This is a genomic window from Salinicoccus sp. ID82-1 (assembly GCF_021991715.1).
Lineage (GTDB): Bacteria > Bacillota > Bacilli > Staphylococcales > Salinicoccaceae > Salinicoccus > Salinicoccus cyprini.
Genome location: NZ_JAGFLY010000005.1, coordinates 169,790 through 185,074, shown reverse-complemented (window position 1 = coordinate 185,074; position 15,285 = coordinate 169,790). Strand labels below are relative to the sequence as shown.

Below are 15,285 nucleotides of genomic sequence, written 5' to 3'. Positions count from 1 at the left end.
TGGAAGCTCGTGTCTATTGAAGGTCTTTCAAATACGGGAAGCTGCTCGGATACTGGAAGTAGCCCTCAAGCTCATCATTGATGCCGGCAAGGAGTACCGAATGGTAGATCGGCACAAGCGGCGCCTCGTCGATGATGATCTGCTGCGCATCTTCATACATCTGCATGCGCGCGGCTTCATCTGTTTCCGTTCTTGCCTCGTCGAGAAGTGTATCCACTTCTTCATTTGAATAGAATGTTCTGTTTCCTGGTGCACCATGGTTGTCGGAGTGGAACATCGGATAGAGACCGTAGTCCGCATCCAGTGTCACCGTCCCCCAGCTGCCCATGAACATGTCATGCTGGCCGTTGGCCGTATATTCCTGATACGCACCGGACTCCATCTGCCTGATTTCAAGCGTGATGTTCAACTCCTGCAGTGCCTGCTGGATGTAGGTCGCAATATCCGAAGTCGTCCGGTCACGGACGATGATTTCTGCTGTGAATCCGTCGGCATAGCCGCTCTCCTCCAGCAGGCTACGCGCCGCTTCCATATCATGGTCTATCGGCTCAAGGTCTTCGCTGTAGCCTTTCACTGTCGGGTTGAGTGGTGTTTCGGCAACAGCTGGGATGCCTTCGAGCATCTCGTTGATGATGGCCTCCTTGTCGATCGCCATGGCGATGGCACGTCTGACGTTCGGATCATCGAATGGTTCCTTCTCAAGGTTGAACCCAAGATAGGACATGCTTGCACTTTCATGCTGTTCGGCTCGGGCACCATCCGTGCTGTCGATACGCTCGACATCACTCGGATTCACCGGATAGATGAGATCGGCATCTCCTGTCGAAAGCTCTGCAATTCTCGTACCATCTTCAGGCACCGCCTTGAATGTCACTGAAGCGGGACTCGCCGGTTCGCCCCAGTAGTCTTCGTTGCGTATCAGTGTGATATGGTCACCTTCCGCAATCTCCTCGAACTCGAAGAATCCGGTACCGACAGGATTGGCATTGACCTCAGTCAGCGGCTGTCCGCCATTCTCCATGTTTTCATAGTCCTGGTCGATGACTTCCTTGCTGATCATGCTGCCACCCGGATGTGCCAGGTGTGCCGGCAGTGCGGCAAATGGTCTTGCGGTATGGATATTTACAGTATAGTCATCGACAACTTCGACTTCCTCGATTTCAGTGAACAGGAACTCGAGTGGTGACCCGACTTCAGGATCACGTACACGGTCCAGATTGGCTTTGACCACTTCGGCGTTGAATGGACTGCCATCATGGAACGTTACATCTTCACGCAGTTTGAATTCCCACGTTGTATCATCCACCTGCTCATAGGATTCCGCCAGACCCGGTTCGAGCTCCAGATCCTGGTTCATCCGGACCAGCGTCTCATAGATGTTGATCATGACATAGAGCGAATACCCGTCGTTCGCTGCATGCGGGTCAAGCGAGCTCGGCAGTGCCTGCAGGCTGAAGCCGATATCCTCCCCGCCCATGCTCGGATCTCCCGATTCAGCCGCCTGTTCATCGACATTGCTGTCATCTGTGCATCCGGCAAGTGCCAGAATGCAGATCAATAGAAATAAGTATACTTTTTTCATTTCTCCACCCTCTCTTCTTTTTACTTATTATACATATAAAACTGGTAGGAAATAAAGTGCAAATTTAGCGGAATCATGGCCGGGACCACAATTCCGCTGGGTATGATACTCTATGTCTCCTTGAAATCTTCGTTGTGCATGTCGGTCACGAACATATGACCCGGCGCATGAGTGATCATGATTTCAGGCCTGGCATTGAGGGCGGCATTCTGCGGCGTGACCCCGCATGCCCAGAATACGGGCACTTCGTCGTCTTCGATGTCCACCGCTTCGCCGTAATCAGGCTTCATGATATCCGGGATCCCTATGGCTCCTGGATCGCCGTAGTGCACTGGCCGCCCGTGCATGTTCGGGAACCTGGCTGTAATATCGGACACCATCTCCACCAGCTCCTTTTTGAAAGGGCGCATCGATACGACCAGCTCACCGGAGAAGACACCCGCCGGTGCAGTCGCAATATCCGTTTTGTACATGGCGACATTCCTGCCCTGTGCAATGTGCTTCACTTCAACCCCCGCTTCAAGTATGGCCTGTTCGAAAGTGAAGCTGCAGCCGATCAGGAAAGTGACGAAGTCAGGCCGCCAGTAGCCGGTAGCATCCGTCACTGTCTCGGACAGCACGCCATCCCTGTAGATATTGTACTTCGGAATATCAGTCCGGATATCGGAGCCCGCTGCATGCATGCTTTCGGTCATACCGTCCTCCATCACTTCGATGACAGGGACGGCTTTTTTATTTCTCATTGCATAGAGCAGAAAATCGAATGCGTATGCTTTCGGCAGAATGACGATGTTGGCCTGGACATTATTACCAGCTGCACCGGAGGTCGTCCGGTTGAATGCGCCGCTTCTGATTTCCTGCCTCAACTGTTTTGCTTCCATGGGTATGCCTCCTTATCCTGCCCAGAGGTCCTGAAGACCCTGGAGCGAAATGACGCCAGCGACAATCGTGACAATGACGGCGACAATACCGAATATGATCATCCAGGTCGGGTGGCGATAGTCACCTACAATCTTCCTGTTCCTTGAAGCGAGGAGTACTGCACCAAGCGTCAGCGGCAGGATGAGGCCATTGAAGGCACCGGCGAGAATCAGCAGTGCGACCGGACGGCCGATGAATGTAAAGATCAGTGTCGAAATGACGATGAACGTTATGATGACGATATTGTTGTAGTCATCGAACACCCTATGAAGAGACCTCAGGAAGGATGCGCTCGTATAGGCGGACCCGATGACAGAGGACAGCGCCGCTGCCACAAGGACCACACCGAATATCTGCATGCCGATGTCACCGAGCGCAATCTGGAAGACGGACGCCGGCGGATTTGACGGATCCAGCGCGACACCGCCGGAGACGACACCGAGAACTGCCAGGAACAAAAGTACACGCATGACGCCGGTGGTCAGGATGCCGTAGTTCGCCGCCCTGCTGACAAAACCGAGATTTTCCCTGCCCGTAATGCCCGCTTCGATCAGACGGTGGGCGCCGGCGAATGTAATGTAGCCGCCGACCGTCCCGCCGACCAGAGTGACGATCGGCAGGAAGAGCGTCATCGGCTCTTCCGGAATGATGGCTCTATAGGCCGCTTCGCCATATGGTGGGTTGGAGCGGATCATGACGAAAGCTGTAATGGCGATCATCAGCACACCAAGAATCTGGATGATGACATCCATGACCGCGCGCCCGTTCTTCAGCAGAAATACAATGATGGCGATGACGCCGGCAAGAGCGGCACCGATACGTGGATCCCAGCCGAAGATGGCATTGAATCCGAGGCCGGCACCGGCGACATTGCCAATGTTGAATGCGAATCCGCCGAGCACAATCAGGAATGCAATCAGATAGCCAAGGCCCGGGAATACGGCATTGGCCACGTCCTGGCCCCGCTTCCCGGAAACACTCAGCACCCGCCATATATTGAGCTGGGCACCGATGTCAATGATGATCGATGCCAGAATGGCGAATGCGAAACTGGCCAGAAACTGTTCGGTAAACACACTCGTCTGTGTCAGGAATGCCGGTCCGATGGATGATGTCGCCATCAGGAATATTGCACCGAAAAGCAGACGACGCTGCATCGCAGTCATTTTAGGTCTATTCTCCATAACCGAACGCCTCCCTACATTGTTTGAATGGTGATGCCTTCATCTCCGAGCCGCTTTCTGATCTCCTTGACGAATTCGAGCGCTTTCGCACCGTCTCCATGGACGCAGATGCTGTCGGCCTGGATGTCGATATCCGTGCCGTTCAAACTTTCCACTTTGCCTTCCTTGACCATGCGCACGACACGTCTGACGGCTTCATCAGTATCCGTGATCATGGCACCGTCTTTTCTGCGGCTGACGAGTGTGCCGTCATCCTCATACGCCCGGTCGGCGAATACTTCATGACGGACTGCAAGACCTGCAGACTCGCCCGCCTTCACCAGGTTCTGGTTCGACAGTCCCATCAGCTTTAGCTCGGGATTATAATCCTTCACCGCCTGGGCGATGGTTTCAGCCAGCTCCATATCGTTGAAGGTGGCATTGTACAGGGCACCGTGCGGTTTGACATGATTCATCGTGACCCCTGCGACACGGCAGAAGCCATCGAGTGCACCGAGCTGATACAGCATCATTGCGTGCACCTCAGGCATCGTCATGTCCATATACCGTCTGCCGAATCCCATCAGATCCGGAAATCCAGGATGGGCACCAATGCCGGTTGTGTCGCTATTTTTGATCAGTTCTACAGTTTCAAGCATGACCGACGGGTCGCTGGCATGGAAGCCGCAGGCGACATTTGCCGAAGAGATCAGCGGGATGATCTCCCGATCATTGCCAATCGAATAGTTGCCGTAGCTCTCCCCAAGGTCTGCATTCAGATCTACTGTGTACATGGTCATTCCCCTTTCTGGTCGATGATATGATTGTTCTGAAGAAATTTGATATCCACATTGTTGTCCTGGTAGTTCGGGTGGTTCATCAGATAGGATTGGAAATCGAGATTCGTCTCGACAGGACCGATGACAGTCTCATCAAGCACGTGCATCATCTTTCTGATTGCCGCTTTCCTTGATACCCCGTGGACAATGATTTTGGCGATCATGGAGTCATAATGCGGCGGCACGGCGTAGCTCGGATAGATATGGGAATCGATCCGGACACCCTGTCCCATGCCGAAATGCAGTGTGTCGATGGGGCCTGGGGCCGGCATGAAATTGTCTGCCGGATTTTCCGCATTGATCCGGCACTCAATCGCAAATCCATTGATGGAAACTTCATCCTGGGTCAGCGTCAATGCCCCCTCTCCAGCCACTTCAAGCTGCAGTCTGACGATGTCGATGCCTGTAATCTCTTCCGAAATCGTATGCTCCACTTGGATGCGTGTGTTCATTTCGATGAAATAAAAGGCATCTTCCGATTCCACATATAAATATTCGACCGTGCCGGCACCTCTGTAGCCGAGCTTTGCCACCGCTTCTGCCGTACGTTCAGTAATCTCTTTCCTTGATGCGTCATCAAGGATGGCAGCCGGCGCCTCCTCGATCAGCTTCTGGTTGTTGCGCTGGATCGAGCAGTCCCGCTCGTACAGATGGATGGCGGACCCATTGCCGTCACCGACGACCTGCACTTCGATATGGCGTGCACGCTCGATGAACTTCTCAATATAGATGCGGTCATCCCCGAACGCATTCTTTGCTTCCTTTCTGGCATCCTTGAACTGCTTTTCGAGCTCGGAAGCTTCATGGACGAAACGCATGCCCTTGCCGCCACCGCCGGATACGGCCTTGATGACGAGCGGATAGCCGACATCTTCAGCCACGCTTTCCACTTCCTCGAAGCTGTCGATGACCCCGTCACTGCCCGGGATGACGGGTACACCCGCCTCTTTCATCGTCTGGCGCGCCATCGCCTTGTCCCCCATGCGGGAGATCGTATCTGCTGTTGGTCCGATGAATGTGACACCGATCTCTTCCATGCGTCTCGCAAAAGTTTCCGATTCGGACAGGAAGCCGTAGCCCGGATGGACCGCATCCGCACCGCTCACTTCGATGGCGGCGGCGATCGCTTCGATATCGAGGTAGCTATCAATGCTTTTGGCCGGGCCGATGCATATGGATTCATCCGCCAGTGCCACGTGAAGGCTGTCCTGATCCGCTGTGGAATAGACCGCTACACTGTGCAGACCCATCTCTTTCAGCGTCCGGATGATTCTGACGGCGATTTCGCCACGATTTGCGATCAATACCTTTTTCACGCTAGTCCTCCTTTTTGCTGATGGAGAAGAGCGGCTGATCATACTCGACGCTCTCCCCATTGCCGACGAGAATTTCTTCCACCGTACCGGAAACATCCGCCTTCACTTCATTGAAGACCTTCATCGCCTCGATGACACCAAGCGTGTCTCCCTTACTGACTGAATCTCCAACGGAGACGAACGTTTCATCACTGTTCTCCTCCTTCTCAATAAAGAATGTACCCACTTGCTTTGCGTTGACGGTATAGGTAGCATCCGTTTCATCGGCACTCTGCTTCGGTGCAGAAGGTGTGCCTGAAACAGCCGATTCCTCAGCATGCGCCTCGAGATGGATCTTGAAATCCCCATCCTTGATGGTCAGTACTTTAAGATTCTCTTCATTCAACAGTTTTGCATATGCTCTTACTTCTTCAATATCCAACGCCATCACCTCTTCATTATTCTTGCGACTTTCCTGGCCACAGGTCGCCCGTGAGACCGGAAAGCATTGTTGATTTCCAGATATCCACCACTTCTGATCCGCTCCATCTCATCCCGATGGAGCGTGCTTGCTTCTTCGACGGTGATCTCGATGAACTTCACCATATCGCCCGGCTGCTTCTGCACAAATTTCGGGATATCAACACGGGCCACTGTACCGATGCGTGCATAGCCGCCGGCGGTCTGCCTGTCATTGAGCAGTACAATCGGCCGACCGCCTTTCGGCACCTGGATGCTGCCGAGCTGTGTCGGTTCCGACAGCACATCATGGCCGGGAGTGGCCACAAGTTCCGGTCCATCGAGCCGGAAGCCCATCCGGTCACAGTCCTTCGTCAGGGCATACGATGCGCTGAAGAACTGCTGCTTCATATCGTCATCAAAACGGTCGAACTGCTGGCCCGGTATGACCCGCACCATTCCGTCACCATCGTCAAAATCCTTTATTCTGTATGGTGTTGCGCTACCGGCTGCGCCGGCATGCAGTACGTCCCCCACCTGGAACGGCCGGCCTTTATAGCCGCCGATGCCGCTGCGGACATGGGTCGAAGCACTGCCGAGCACCGTTTCCACCTTGAATCCGCCCGGGACCACCAGATAGGTCCTTGATCCATTTTCAGCCGCTCCAAACTCGATGGTACTGCCCTTTGCCACATGGACCGGTACACCAGCAGGATGGTGATCATCGTCTATCTTCATTTTCATATCCGCACCTGCAGTGGCAACCACCGTATCCTTCACCACTTCGAATGTGGCACCTTTGAATGTCATCTCGATTCCCGGTGCATTTTCTTCATTACCAAGCAGCTGGTTGGCGAGCATGAGCGCCCGGTAGTCCATTGCGCCGGCTGGTGAAAAGCCTTCCGACTGGTGGCCGAAGCGTCCAAGATCCTGGACGGTCGTATAGAGTCCGGGGCGTGTCACTTTCAACGTCATCATGATCCTCCTTTCACTTCGAACTGGATTTCATAGTCTCCAGCTTCGATCCGGGACGCGATCTCCTTGTATTCGGAGGCATCGATCGGACGATAGATGATGCGGTCCCCTGCCTCGTAGAGGATGGTCTCTTCCCGGTTTTCATCGAATAGAGGCACAGGCGTCCGCCCGAGCAGATGCCAGCCGCCGGGAGATTCGAATGGATACATGCCGGTCTGCTTGCCGCCGATGCCGACGGAGCCTGGCGGAATGCGTACCCGCGGTGTTTCGAGACGCGCCTTATGAAGCCGCTCGTCGAGCCCGCCGAGATATGGGAACCCCGGCATGAAACCGAGCATATAGACAAGATATTCCTTATTGGCATGCAGCTCGACCACTTCATCAGCCGACAATCCATTCTCTTCAAAACTGTCGATATCGGGTCCGTATTCACCGCCGTAGCACACCGGAATCTCAATCACACGATATGATACTTCCGCTTCCAGCAGCGCCGTCTCGTCAATCTGATCGACTGCCGCCTTCAAGGCATCCACATCCGTTTTGAAAATATCAAAATAGATGATGAGGCTCGTATAGGAGAGGACAACCTCCCCGATGCCTTCAATTTCCATTTCGTCGATCCGATGCCGCAGTGCCACGAGCTGCCGGTTGATCCTTTCGTCGATCTCGTCACCCAGATAGATCGTCAGTGCGTTCTCGGCAAATTGTCTGATCTCCATTCCTTCCACCCCTCTACTGAATATTCTAACTTTTATTATAAACCTTCATGGTTTATTATCAAAGAGAAGATAAGAAGGGAGAATGAATGATGAGATTATTTACAGACAAGATGGCAGCAGAAAAACTGGAGGATCCGACAAGCGAGAGACTCCATGCACGCATATTGGAAATCTCCAAAATCGGCCGGACGGAAAATGAAGGCGCCAAACGAATGGGCTATTCAAAAGAGGAATCACAGGCCAAGGACAAGGTGATCGAATGGATGCAGGAGATCGGCATGCAGATCAGAAAAGACGGCGCGGGCAATGTGTTCGGCACCTATCAGGGGGAAGACAGTTCCAAAGTATTCATGGCCGGTTCCCATATCGACACGGTACCGGACGGCGGGCACTTTGATGGTGCAGCCGGTGTACTCACGGCACTTGAAATCGTCACCTTGTGGCACGAGGCCGGCTACACGCCGAAGTATGACTTTGAAGTCGTCATCTTCTCCGATGAGGAAGGCAGCCGCTTCAGCAGTGGACTGACAGGCAGCCGTGCGTTCATGGGTCTGATGACCGAGGAGGAACTCGACAAGTACCGTGACCCGGATGGGCAGACGTTCGATGAAGTCATCCGCAATATCGGCTCCGACAGACAGCAGTTCCTGACAGCCGAAGGCCCCGGCAAGCAGATTGCGATGTATGCCGAAATACATATCGAGCAGGCCAAGCAGCTGGAACAGAAGAATCTGCCGGTCGGTATCGTCAGTGGCATCGCAGGGGCGACGCGGACGAAGATCACATTCCACGGTGCCGCCGGGCACGCCGGCAGTACACCGATGACCGAGCGGAAGGACGCGCTTGTGAAGGCATCAGAATTTATCAGCACCCTGCCTGGCATCCCTAAAAGCATCAGTCAGACCGCCGTCGCCACTGTCGGCAAGATGAGTGTCAGTCCCGGTGGCGTCAACGTCATCCCTGGCGAAGTCGAGCTCGTCGTCGATGCACGTGACATCAACGAAGAAAACCAGTCGAAACTGATCCAGGCAGTTGCCGATCATGCGCAGGACATCGTCCATGACAGTGGCATCACCGTCGAAACCGACCTGACCACACGCGTCACGCCGATCCCGATCGATCCCGAAGTCATTGAAAGGATGGAAGCATCATTCAAGCGCCACGACCTGCTGCCGATCCACCTGCCGAGCGGTGCAGGCCATGACGCCATGACCGTCGGCACAAAGTTCCCCGTGACGATGCTGTTTGTCAGAAGCATCCAGGGCATCAGCCACAACCCTGAAGAATTCACACACATCGAAGACCTTACGCAGGCTGTGAAAGTACTGAAGGATTTCTTTGAGAACCTGTAGGGGAATAAAAGCACAGTACCCCCGGAAGTTGAACATCGATTCAATTTCCGGGAGTTCCTGATTTGCATCAGAACGAAGTTGGAGCATACATGAGAAAGAGAGCAGATTGAAGACAAACCCCGTTTTGACACGGAGTTTGTCTTCTTTTTATGTATTTTGATGAATCCCCGATCGTGGGTGTTCCATGGCAAGTTAGAGGGCTAATTCACCATCGTAGGCGCTACCATGGCAAGTTAGAGGTTAATCTCATTCCCACTGGCACACCCCAAAAAAACTTGATGAAGCAAGTACAAAGAGCCGCTTATCGTTCGGGAAATCCACTTTTCCATCCTGCACCCGCTGCCTGTTGATCCCAACATCCTCTTCCCCTGATCTGCAGATTCCTATGCATCCCGATAAAAAGACTGCAGACATGTCATTTTACTATGACTTTGTCTACAGTCCGCTCTCTTTCTTTTTCGTTCCTCGTAGTCATGACGCTCTGATGCCTCTTCTGAATACTTCCCACACACGTTCGAATTCTGCTTTCTGATAGGCTTTGCCATAGAAATCGGGTATGACGGCAAGGCCATCTGCGAGAAGAAAAATGGAAGATCAGCTCTTTTATAGCCAACTTCAAAAACGAGTAGATGCTGGACCAGGAAAACTTGTGCCTTCAGAAGAAGTATTGGAAGCATCAAGCCAACCTAATCCGTTTGAATCCATGCCCGACAAGGACTTGTTTGACTGATGGCAGAGGTATACTTCTGGGAAGAAGCCGAAAGAGACTATAATAAACTGGATGGTACAATGAAACGGTGGGTCGAAGCAGATGAAGCACGACTGATTGTACGTGGATCAGAGAGGTAAAGATCTAGAAAATACACATTACTCAAAACCGGCTGGTTTTAAGGAATTGAAAACCCATAAAATTGGAATCCGCCTGATTTTCAAAGTGTCATCCGAAGGTAACATTGAAATCATCGAAATTGTTGCTATAGGTAAAAGGGAAGACGAAAAGATTTTTCGTACGGCAGAAAATAGAAGGAAAAAGCATTTGTAATCCAATATGTAATAAGACACAAAAAACGGGATGCACCAAGGTGCATCCCGCTTCTTAATGACTATTCTGCCTGCATTCTGACGATGACTTTCCCGTCGACTTCATTATTTTTCACTTTCTTCAGCCCTTCCGGCAGTTCCTCGCGTGGAAGCACTTCATTGATGACCGGATCGAGATTGCCTGCCGCCACTCTCTGCATCAGTTCGCTTGCCATATAGGCGAGGTTCTTCACTGCCTTTTCAGAGCCGCTGGCGTGCGCCGCACCAAGTGCGACTTCGTGGATGGAAGGTGACAATGTGAATGGCTTTACGTCACTCGTATCCGGTGCGCCGGCTATATAGGCCAGCTGCCCGGCGAATGCGAGTCGATCGAGGTCTGCTGTCGCCTCTTCCGAGCTGACTGTATTGAAAATCAGATCGACGCCTTCGTCTTTCGTCTCTTCCATGATGCGCTTGGTCACGTCTTCATTCTTATAATCGATTGCCACATCAGCACCGAGGGCTCTCACTCTGTCATGGCTCTTTTCGGATGCGGTTGTGTATACAGTGAGACCGAGCTCTTTCGCCAGCTGCACTGCAAATCCGCCGACACCGCCTGAACCGCCGTGGACAAGAATCGTCTCCTTATCTGCAGCATTCAGTTTCTGCACGACTGCCTGGTACGCCGTCATTCCGGCAGTGAGCAATGCCGCTGCCGCATCAAATGTTACACCGTCCGGTATTTTTGCAGCAGCCGTTGCATTGACGACCGCTGTTTCGGCGAATGCCCCCGGCCTGCTCATATCCGTATGGATCGCAACGCGCTCTCCCACTTCGAAGTCTGAGACGCCTTCCCCGACTTCCACCACTTCACCTGACAGGTCAACACCTGGCGTATGCGGATAGTCCCATTTTGGATTGCCGGATTCGATCAGCTTGTAGTCCACCGGATTGAGCGCAGTACTGACCACTTTGACGACCAGTTCGCCTGAATCTGCATGAAGATCATCCACGTCTTCCCACTTCAGATTATCGATGCTTCCGGAGTCTTTCAGTTGCCATGCTTTCATGATTCAATCGCTCCTTTTATATTATTGCGCCAGCTTCTTTAATTTCTATTGTGTCCACTTCTATCATTCCCTGGAACCACCTTGGAATAAACACGTCTCGTCTTTTATCGTAATTTGACGTGTCCCGGATGGCTTCTTCGGGTAGACTGGACTGAAGAGGTGAAAGTTATGTCATATATACGCATCAAAGGTGCGAACCAGAATAACCTTAAAAATGTCAGCGTCGATATACCGAAACATAAACTGACTGTCTTTACAGGACGCTCGGGCTCCGGCAAGTCGTCCCTCGTATTCAGTACACTGGCTGCAGAATCGGAACGGCTGCTCAATGAGACGTATTCAAGCTACATCCAGAACCAGCTCACCCAGTATGAGAAGCCGGATGTCGACCGGATCGAGAATCTGCCGGTGGCGATGATCATCAACCAGAAGCGGCTCGGAGGGAATTCCCGTTCCACTGTCGGCACAATCTCCGACATCTACTCATCCGTCCGCCTGCTCTGGTCGCGCATTGGAGAACCATTTGTCGGCTACTCCAACATATTCTCCTTCAACAATCCGAGTGGCATGTGCGAACGGTGCCAGGGACTCGGCTATGTGGAGGACATCGACCTCGATGAGCTGATCGACTATGACCGGTCGCTCAATGAGGACGCCATCCGCTTCCCTTCATTCAGACCCGACAGCTGGCGCGGCAAACGCTATCTGTACAGCGGGCTGTTCGACAACGATAAGAAGCTCAGGGACTACACCGATGAAGAGATGGAGACCTTCCTCTATACGAAGCCGAAGAAGCTGAAGGATCCGCCGGACAACTGGCCGAGGACCGCAAAGTTCGAAGGGCTCGTCCACCGCTTCAGACGCTCCTTCCTGCTCAATGACAATTTCGAGAAGAAGCGGTTCATGGATGATGTGGAACGTGTCGTCACCAGCCGCAAGTGTCCGGAATGCAACGGGAAAAGACTGAACAACACGGTGCTGTCATGTAAAATAGACGGACTCGATATCGCGGATTTCACCCATCTGTCCATTGAAGCGGCGATCCCTTTCCTGAAAAAGCTCGATGATCCAAAGTCGGAGTATATCATCCGGCCACTGCTCGATCAGATGGAGTCGCTCGCATACGTCGGCCTCAACTACCTGACGCTTGACCGCGAAACCCCTTCCCTGTCAGGCGGGGAATCACAGCGCATCAAGCTGATCCGCCACTTGAACAGTCCGCTCTCCGATCTCGTCTATATTATCGACGAGCCGAGTGTCGGACTGCACCCCGAAGATATCGAGAAGATTAATGAAATCATGTGCTCGATCCGGGATAAGGGCAATACGGTGCTTGTCGTAGAACATGACCCGGATGTCATCGATATTGCCGACCATGTCATCGACATCGGCCCCGGCGCCGGCCAGCATGGCGGTGAAGTGATTTTCACAGGCACGTACCAGGAACTGATAGCGTCCGATACACCAACCGGCACGGCACTGAAACGGTCGCATCAGTTGAAGCAGGATCCAAGGAAACCGGAAAACTTCATCAGCCTGGAAAATATAACAAAGAACAACCTGCATGACGTTTCTGTCGATATACCAAAATCAGCACTGTCCATCATCACCGGCGTCGCCGGCTCCGGCAAGAGTACGCTCATCCGTACCGGCTTCAAGAAGGACAGGGATGCCATCTTCATCGACCAGAAGCCGGTCCGTGCATCCAACCGCTCGAACCTGCTGACCTATATGGATCTGTTCGACGAGATACGCACTTTCTTCAGCAAGGCGACCGGGCTCAGAAAAGGCATGTTCAGCTACAACTCTGAAGGCGCCTGTCCGGAATGCAACGGCAAAGGCGTCATCAAGACCGAGCTCGCCTTCATGCCGGACTTCTCCCAAGTATGTGAAGTATGCCACGGTACGAGATATCGGCCGGAAGTGCTCGAAGCCAAAGTCGATGGCTATTCCATCGCAGATATTCTGGCATTGACCGTCGAAGAGGCACTAGAAATCTTTACGACCAATACCCGCGTCACCGACCGTCTCAGAACGGTCAAAGATACCGGACTGCATTATATGACACTCGGCCAGTCGCTCGATACACTCTCAGGCGGAGAAATCCAGCGCGTCAAACTGAGCCGCCATCTTGATAGTGACGCAACCGGCAGGACATTCATCTTCGATGAACCGACGACCGGCCTGCATGAAGATGACATACCGACACTGCTCGAGTGCTTCCAGCAGCTGATCAGCCAGGGCAACACCGTCGTCATCATCGAGCATAACCTGACCATGATGACCCATGCCGACTGGATCATCGATGTCGGCCCCGGTGCCGGTGCAAAAGGTGGACGCATCCTCTACAGCGGTGCACCGCAAGGACTGCTTGAAGTCGAGAATTCAGTAACAGCCAGCCATCTGGAAAAATATGTGGAAGCATGAAAATAAGTGAGGCTCGTTTATGAAACAAACTTCAATGTGGCACTCAAATGCATGATGATAGAAAACAAAAAAGGAACAATGAGATTAATGAAAAAATCCAAATAAGGGAGCAGACATCTGTCTGCTCCCTTGCTTGTATATTTCGGCATTCCCCTATATTGCTTCCCCTGCCATCCTCCGATATGCAAATGCAAATATCCAGAGTATCAACGTAAAACCGCCCAGCCATATGGCCAGCGTCGTCAGGCCGATGGCCATCCACGGGTTGCTGGCTACTGCGATGATGGCACCGACGATAGTGAGACCTGCGACTACTGCACTGATGATGACCGGCAGGTAGGTCCTGCTCCGCATATGCATGTACGCAATGGACAGACCGAACATCAGCAGGTAGAGTACCGACAGGGTCACTGCATTGACCATCCGGTCGATAAACGCCCAGAACCCAATGCCGTTTCCATCTTGAGGCAGCGCCAGATCGATGCTGGTGAGATCGCCTCCATTTTCGGACACGGTCATCAGCTCGAATTCCGACGGTTCACTCGGCCAATCTTCCTCAGCCAGCAGTGCCAGACGATTGGTATGGGTGAAAAATGCAGGTGAAGCGACTGAAGCGCCATAGTCCGTCAGCTGCTCTGTCTCTCCACTCTCGGTGTTCATGAGGAACAGCTCATAGATGAATGTGCCATTTTCGTTTTCCCCATCCTGGGCGACGTAGGCCAGCTGCGCCCCATTCTGTGACAGCGTCGGTTGTGAAACATAGTCAGGCAGATCGGAAACATGGTACTCCGCCTCCTCACCTGTTTCGATATCATAGCTGGTCATGACCTCACCAGCATCAGAACCGGCATAATAAAGCGTCTCGCCATCTTGTGACATATTCAGTCCCCGCATATCGTAAGCATCTTTATCAGTCAGCTTCTCATGCGAGTCACTGTCGATGTCGACACGGTGGATATCACTGCCATTGTCCTGCTTTCCAGGCGGCTGATTGAAGTCCGCTGACGGCATGGCGATGTAATACACGGTATTGCCATCCGGTGAAATGATTGCCTCAAACACATGCATATCATCAGAAGTCAGCTGGATCGGTTCCTCCCCCGGTGCGGGCAGATAGTGGAGTATGTTCACCCCATCCTCCTGCGAAGCAAAATAGATCATGCCTTTTCCATCCGGTGAAAATTCAGGGTGGCTATTCTGGGCTGTACCGGACGGCACCACTTCCTCCGTACTGCCGTTTTCAAGGTTTCCGAGATAGATGGACTGTTCACCATCCTTATAATAGGAAAACGCCAGATGCTCATCATCCGGAGATATATCAATCGATTCGCCGAGACCTGTATGGTGCTGGTATGCATTATTGGGAGTGAGGATGCCGTAGCTGACTGTCCCGATGAACAGAAGTGCTACGATGCCGATCAGTATCAGCAGCGCGCTTCTCTTTTTCATGATATCTCCTCCTT

13 protein-coding genes are annotated in these 15,285 nt (G+C 52.6%); 3 read left to right on the top strand and 10 right to left on the bottom strand.

The annotated features are described in order from the left end of the window. Nucleotides 1–13 precede the first annotated feature (13 nt). From J4760_RS12335 to pxpB, 8 genes are all read right to left on the bottom strand, one after another. The gene (locus J4760_RS12335) at nt 14–1,582 is read right to left on the bottom strand and encodes a glutathione ABC transporter substrate-binding protein (protein ID WP_145288577.1); all 1,569 of its coding nucleotides are present in this window, start codon (nt 1,580–1,582) and stop codon (nt 14–16) included. Between the two features lie 110 nt (nt 1,583–1,692). Then, nucleotides 1,693–2,463 (bottom strand): putative hydro-lyase, encoded by a 771-nt coding sequence (locus J4760_RS12330; RefSeq protein WP_237605919.1) that lies wholly within the window; start codon nt 2,461–2,463, stop codon nt 1,693–1,695. Nucleotides 2,464–2,475: 12 nt separating this feature from the next. Further along, nucleotides 2,476–3,687: an NRAMP family divalent metal transporter gene (locus J4760_RS12325; RefSeq protein WP_237605918.1), complete on the bottom strand. Its 1,212-nt coding sequence runs from the start codon at nt 3,685–3,687 to the stop codon at nt 2,476–2,478. A gap of 14 nt (nt 3,688–3,701) precedes the next feature. Further along, complete coding sequence (locus J4760_RS12320) at nt 3,702–4,460, bottom strand: LamB/YcsF family protein (RefSeq protein WP_237605917.1); 759 nt, start codon at nt 4,458–4,460, stop codon at nt 3,702–3,704. Nucleotides 4,461–4,462: 2 nt separating this feature from the next. Beyond that, entirely contained in the window at nt 4,463–5,821 is a 1,359-nt protein-coding gene (accC, locus tag J4760_RS12315; RefSeq protein ID WP_237605916.1) for an acetyl-CoA carboxylase biotin carboxylase subunit, read from the bottom strand. Between the two features lies 1 nt (nt 5,822). Next, complete coding sequence (locus J4760_RS12310) at nt 5,823–6,248, bottom strand: acetyl-CoA carboxylase biotin carboxyl carrier protein (RefSeq protein ID WP_237605915.1); 426 nt, start codon at nt 6,246–6,248, stop codon at nt 5,823–5,825. Continuing rightward, nucleotides 6,248–7,234, bottom strand: a complete 987-nt coding sequence (locus tag J4760_RS12305; RefSeq protein WP_237605914.1) for a 5-oxoprolinase subunit C family protein — start codon at nt 7,232–7,234, stop codon at nt 6,248–6,250. The genes J4760_RS12310 and J4760_RS12305 overlap by 1 nt, the downstream gene beginning before the upstream one ends. Beyond that, nucleotides 7,234–7,953, bottom strand: coding sequence for a 5-oxoprolinase subunit PxpB (pxpB, locus tag J4760_RS12300; RefSeq protein ID WP_145288598.1), 720 nt, complete (start codon nt 7,951–7,953; stop codon nt 7,234–7,236). The genes J4760_RS12305 and pxpB overlap by 1 nt, the downstream gene beginning before the upstream one ends. 86 nt (nt 7,954–8,039) lie before the next feature. Between pxpB and J4760_RS12295 the strand changes: the two genes are divergently transcribed. Both J4760_RS12295 and J4760_RS12290 read left to right on the top strand, forming a co-directional pair. Beyond that, a complete protein-coding gene (locus tag J4760_RS12295) occupies nt 8,040–9,305 on the top strand; it encodes a Zn-dependent hydrolase (RefSeq protein ID WP_237605913.1) in 1,266 nt (421 codons plus the stop codon). Between the two features lie 586 nt (nt 9,306–9,891). Further along, on the top strand, nt 9,892–10,035 hold the full coding sequence (locus tag J4760_RS12290; RefSeq protein ID WP_186365513.1) for a hypothetical protein: 144 nt from the start codon (nt 9,892–9,894) through the stop codon (nt 10,033–10,035). A 373-nt stretch (nt 10,036–10,408) separates the two neighbouring features. Here the strand turns inward: J4760_RS12290 and J4760_RS12285 are convergent, their stop codons facing one another. After that, the gene (locus J4760_RS12285) at nt 10,409–11,395 is read right to left on the bottom strand and encodes a zinc-binding dehydrogenase (RefSeq protein WP_237605912.1); all 987 of its coding nucleotides are present in this window, start codon (nt 11,393–11,395) and stop codon (nt 10,409–10,411) included. Nucleotides 11,396–11,563: 168 nt separating this feature from the next. Here J4760_RS12285 and J4760_RS12280 point away from each other — a divergent pair, with 168 nt between their 5' ends. Next, nucleotides 11,564–13,822, top strand: a complete 2,259-nt coding sequence (locus J4760_RS12280; RefSeq protein WP_237605911.1) for an ATP-binding cassette domain-containing protein — start codon at nt 11,564–11,566, stop codon at nt 13,820–13,822. Nucleotides 13,823–13,975: 153 nt separating this feature from the next. Here J4760_RS12280 and J4760_RS12275 read toward each other — a convergent pair whose 3' ends face one another. After that, a complete protein-coding gene (locus tag J4760_RS12275) occupies nt 13,976–15,271 on the bottom strand; it encodes a DUF5050 domain-containing protein (protein WP_237605910.1) in 1,296 nt (431 codons plus the stop codon). Nucleotides 15,272–15,285 lie beyond the last annotated feature (14 nt).

What these genes read in the sequence shown, in the direction of transcription:
- J4760_RS12335 (WP_145288577.1), bottom strand. Translation starts at nt 1,582, where the DNA reads ATGAAAAAAGTATACTTATTTCTATTGATCTGCATTCTGGCACTTGCC.
- J4760_RS12330 (WP_237605919.1), bottom strand. Translation starts at nt 2,463, where the DNA reads ATGGAAGCAAAACAGTTGAGGCAGGAAATCAGAAGCGGCGCATTCAAC.
- J4760_RS12325 (WP_237605918.1), bottom strand. Translation starts at nt 3,687, where the DNA reads ATGGAGAATAGACCTAAAATGACTGCGATGCAGCGTCGTCTGCTTTTC.
- J4760_RS12320 (WP_237605917.1), bottom strand. Translation starts at nt 4,460, where the DNA reads ATGTACACAGTAGATCTGAATGCAGACCTTGGGGAGAGCTACGGCAAC.
- J4760_RS12310 (WP_237605915.1), bottom strand. Translation starts at nt 6,248, where the DNA reads ATGGCGTTGGATATTGAAGAAGTAAGAGCATATGCAAAACTGTTGAAT.
- J4760_RS12305 (WP_237605914.1), bottom strand. Translation starts at nt 7,234, where the DNA reads ATGACGTTGAAAGTGACACGCCCCGGACTCTATACGACCGTCCAGGAT.
- pxpB (WP_145288598.1), bottom strand. Translation starts at nt 7,953, where the DNA reads ATGGAGATCAGACAATTTGCCGAGAACGCACTGACGATCTATCTGGGT.
- J4760_RS12295 (WP_237605913.1), top strand. Translation starts at nt 8,040, where the DNA reads ATGATGAGATTATTTACAGACAAGATGGCAGCAGAAAAACTGGAGGAT.
- J4760_RS12290 (WP_186365513.1), top strand. Translation starts at nt 9,892, where the DNA reads ATGGAAGATCAGCTCTTTTATAGCCAACTTCAAAAACGAGTAGATGCT.
- J4760_RS12285 (WP_237605912.1), bottom strand. Translation starts at nt 11,395, where the DNA reads ATGAAAGCATGGCAACTGAAAGACTCCGGAAGCATCGATAATCTGAAG.
- J4760_RS12280 (WP_237605911.1), top strand. Translation starts at nt 11,564, where the DNA reads ATGTCATATATACGCATCAAAGGTGCGAACCAGAATAACCTTAAAAAT.
- J4760_RS12275 (WP_237605910.1), bottom strand. Translation starts at nt 15,271, where the DNA reads ATGAAAAAGAGAAGCGCGCTGCTGATACTGATCGGCATCGTAGCACTT.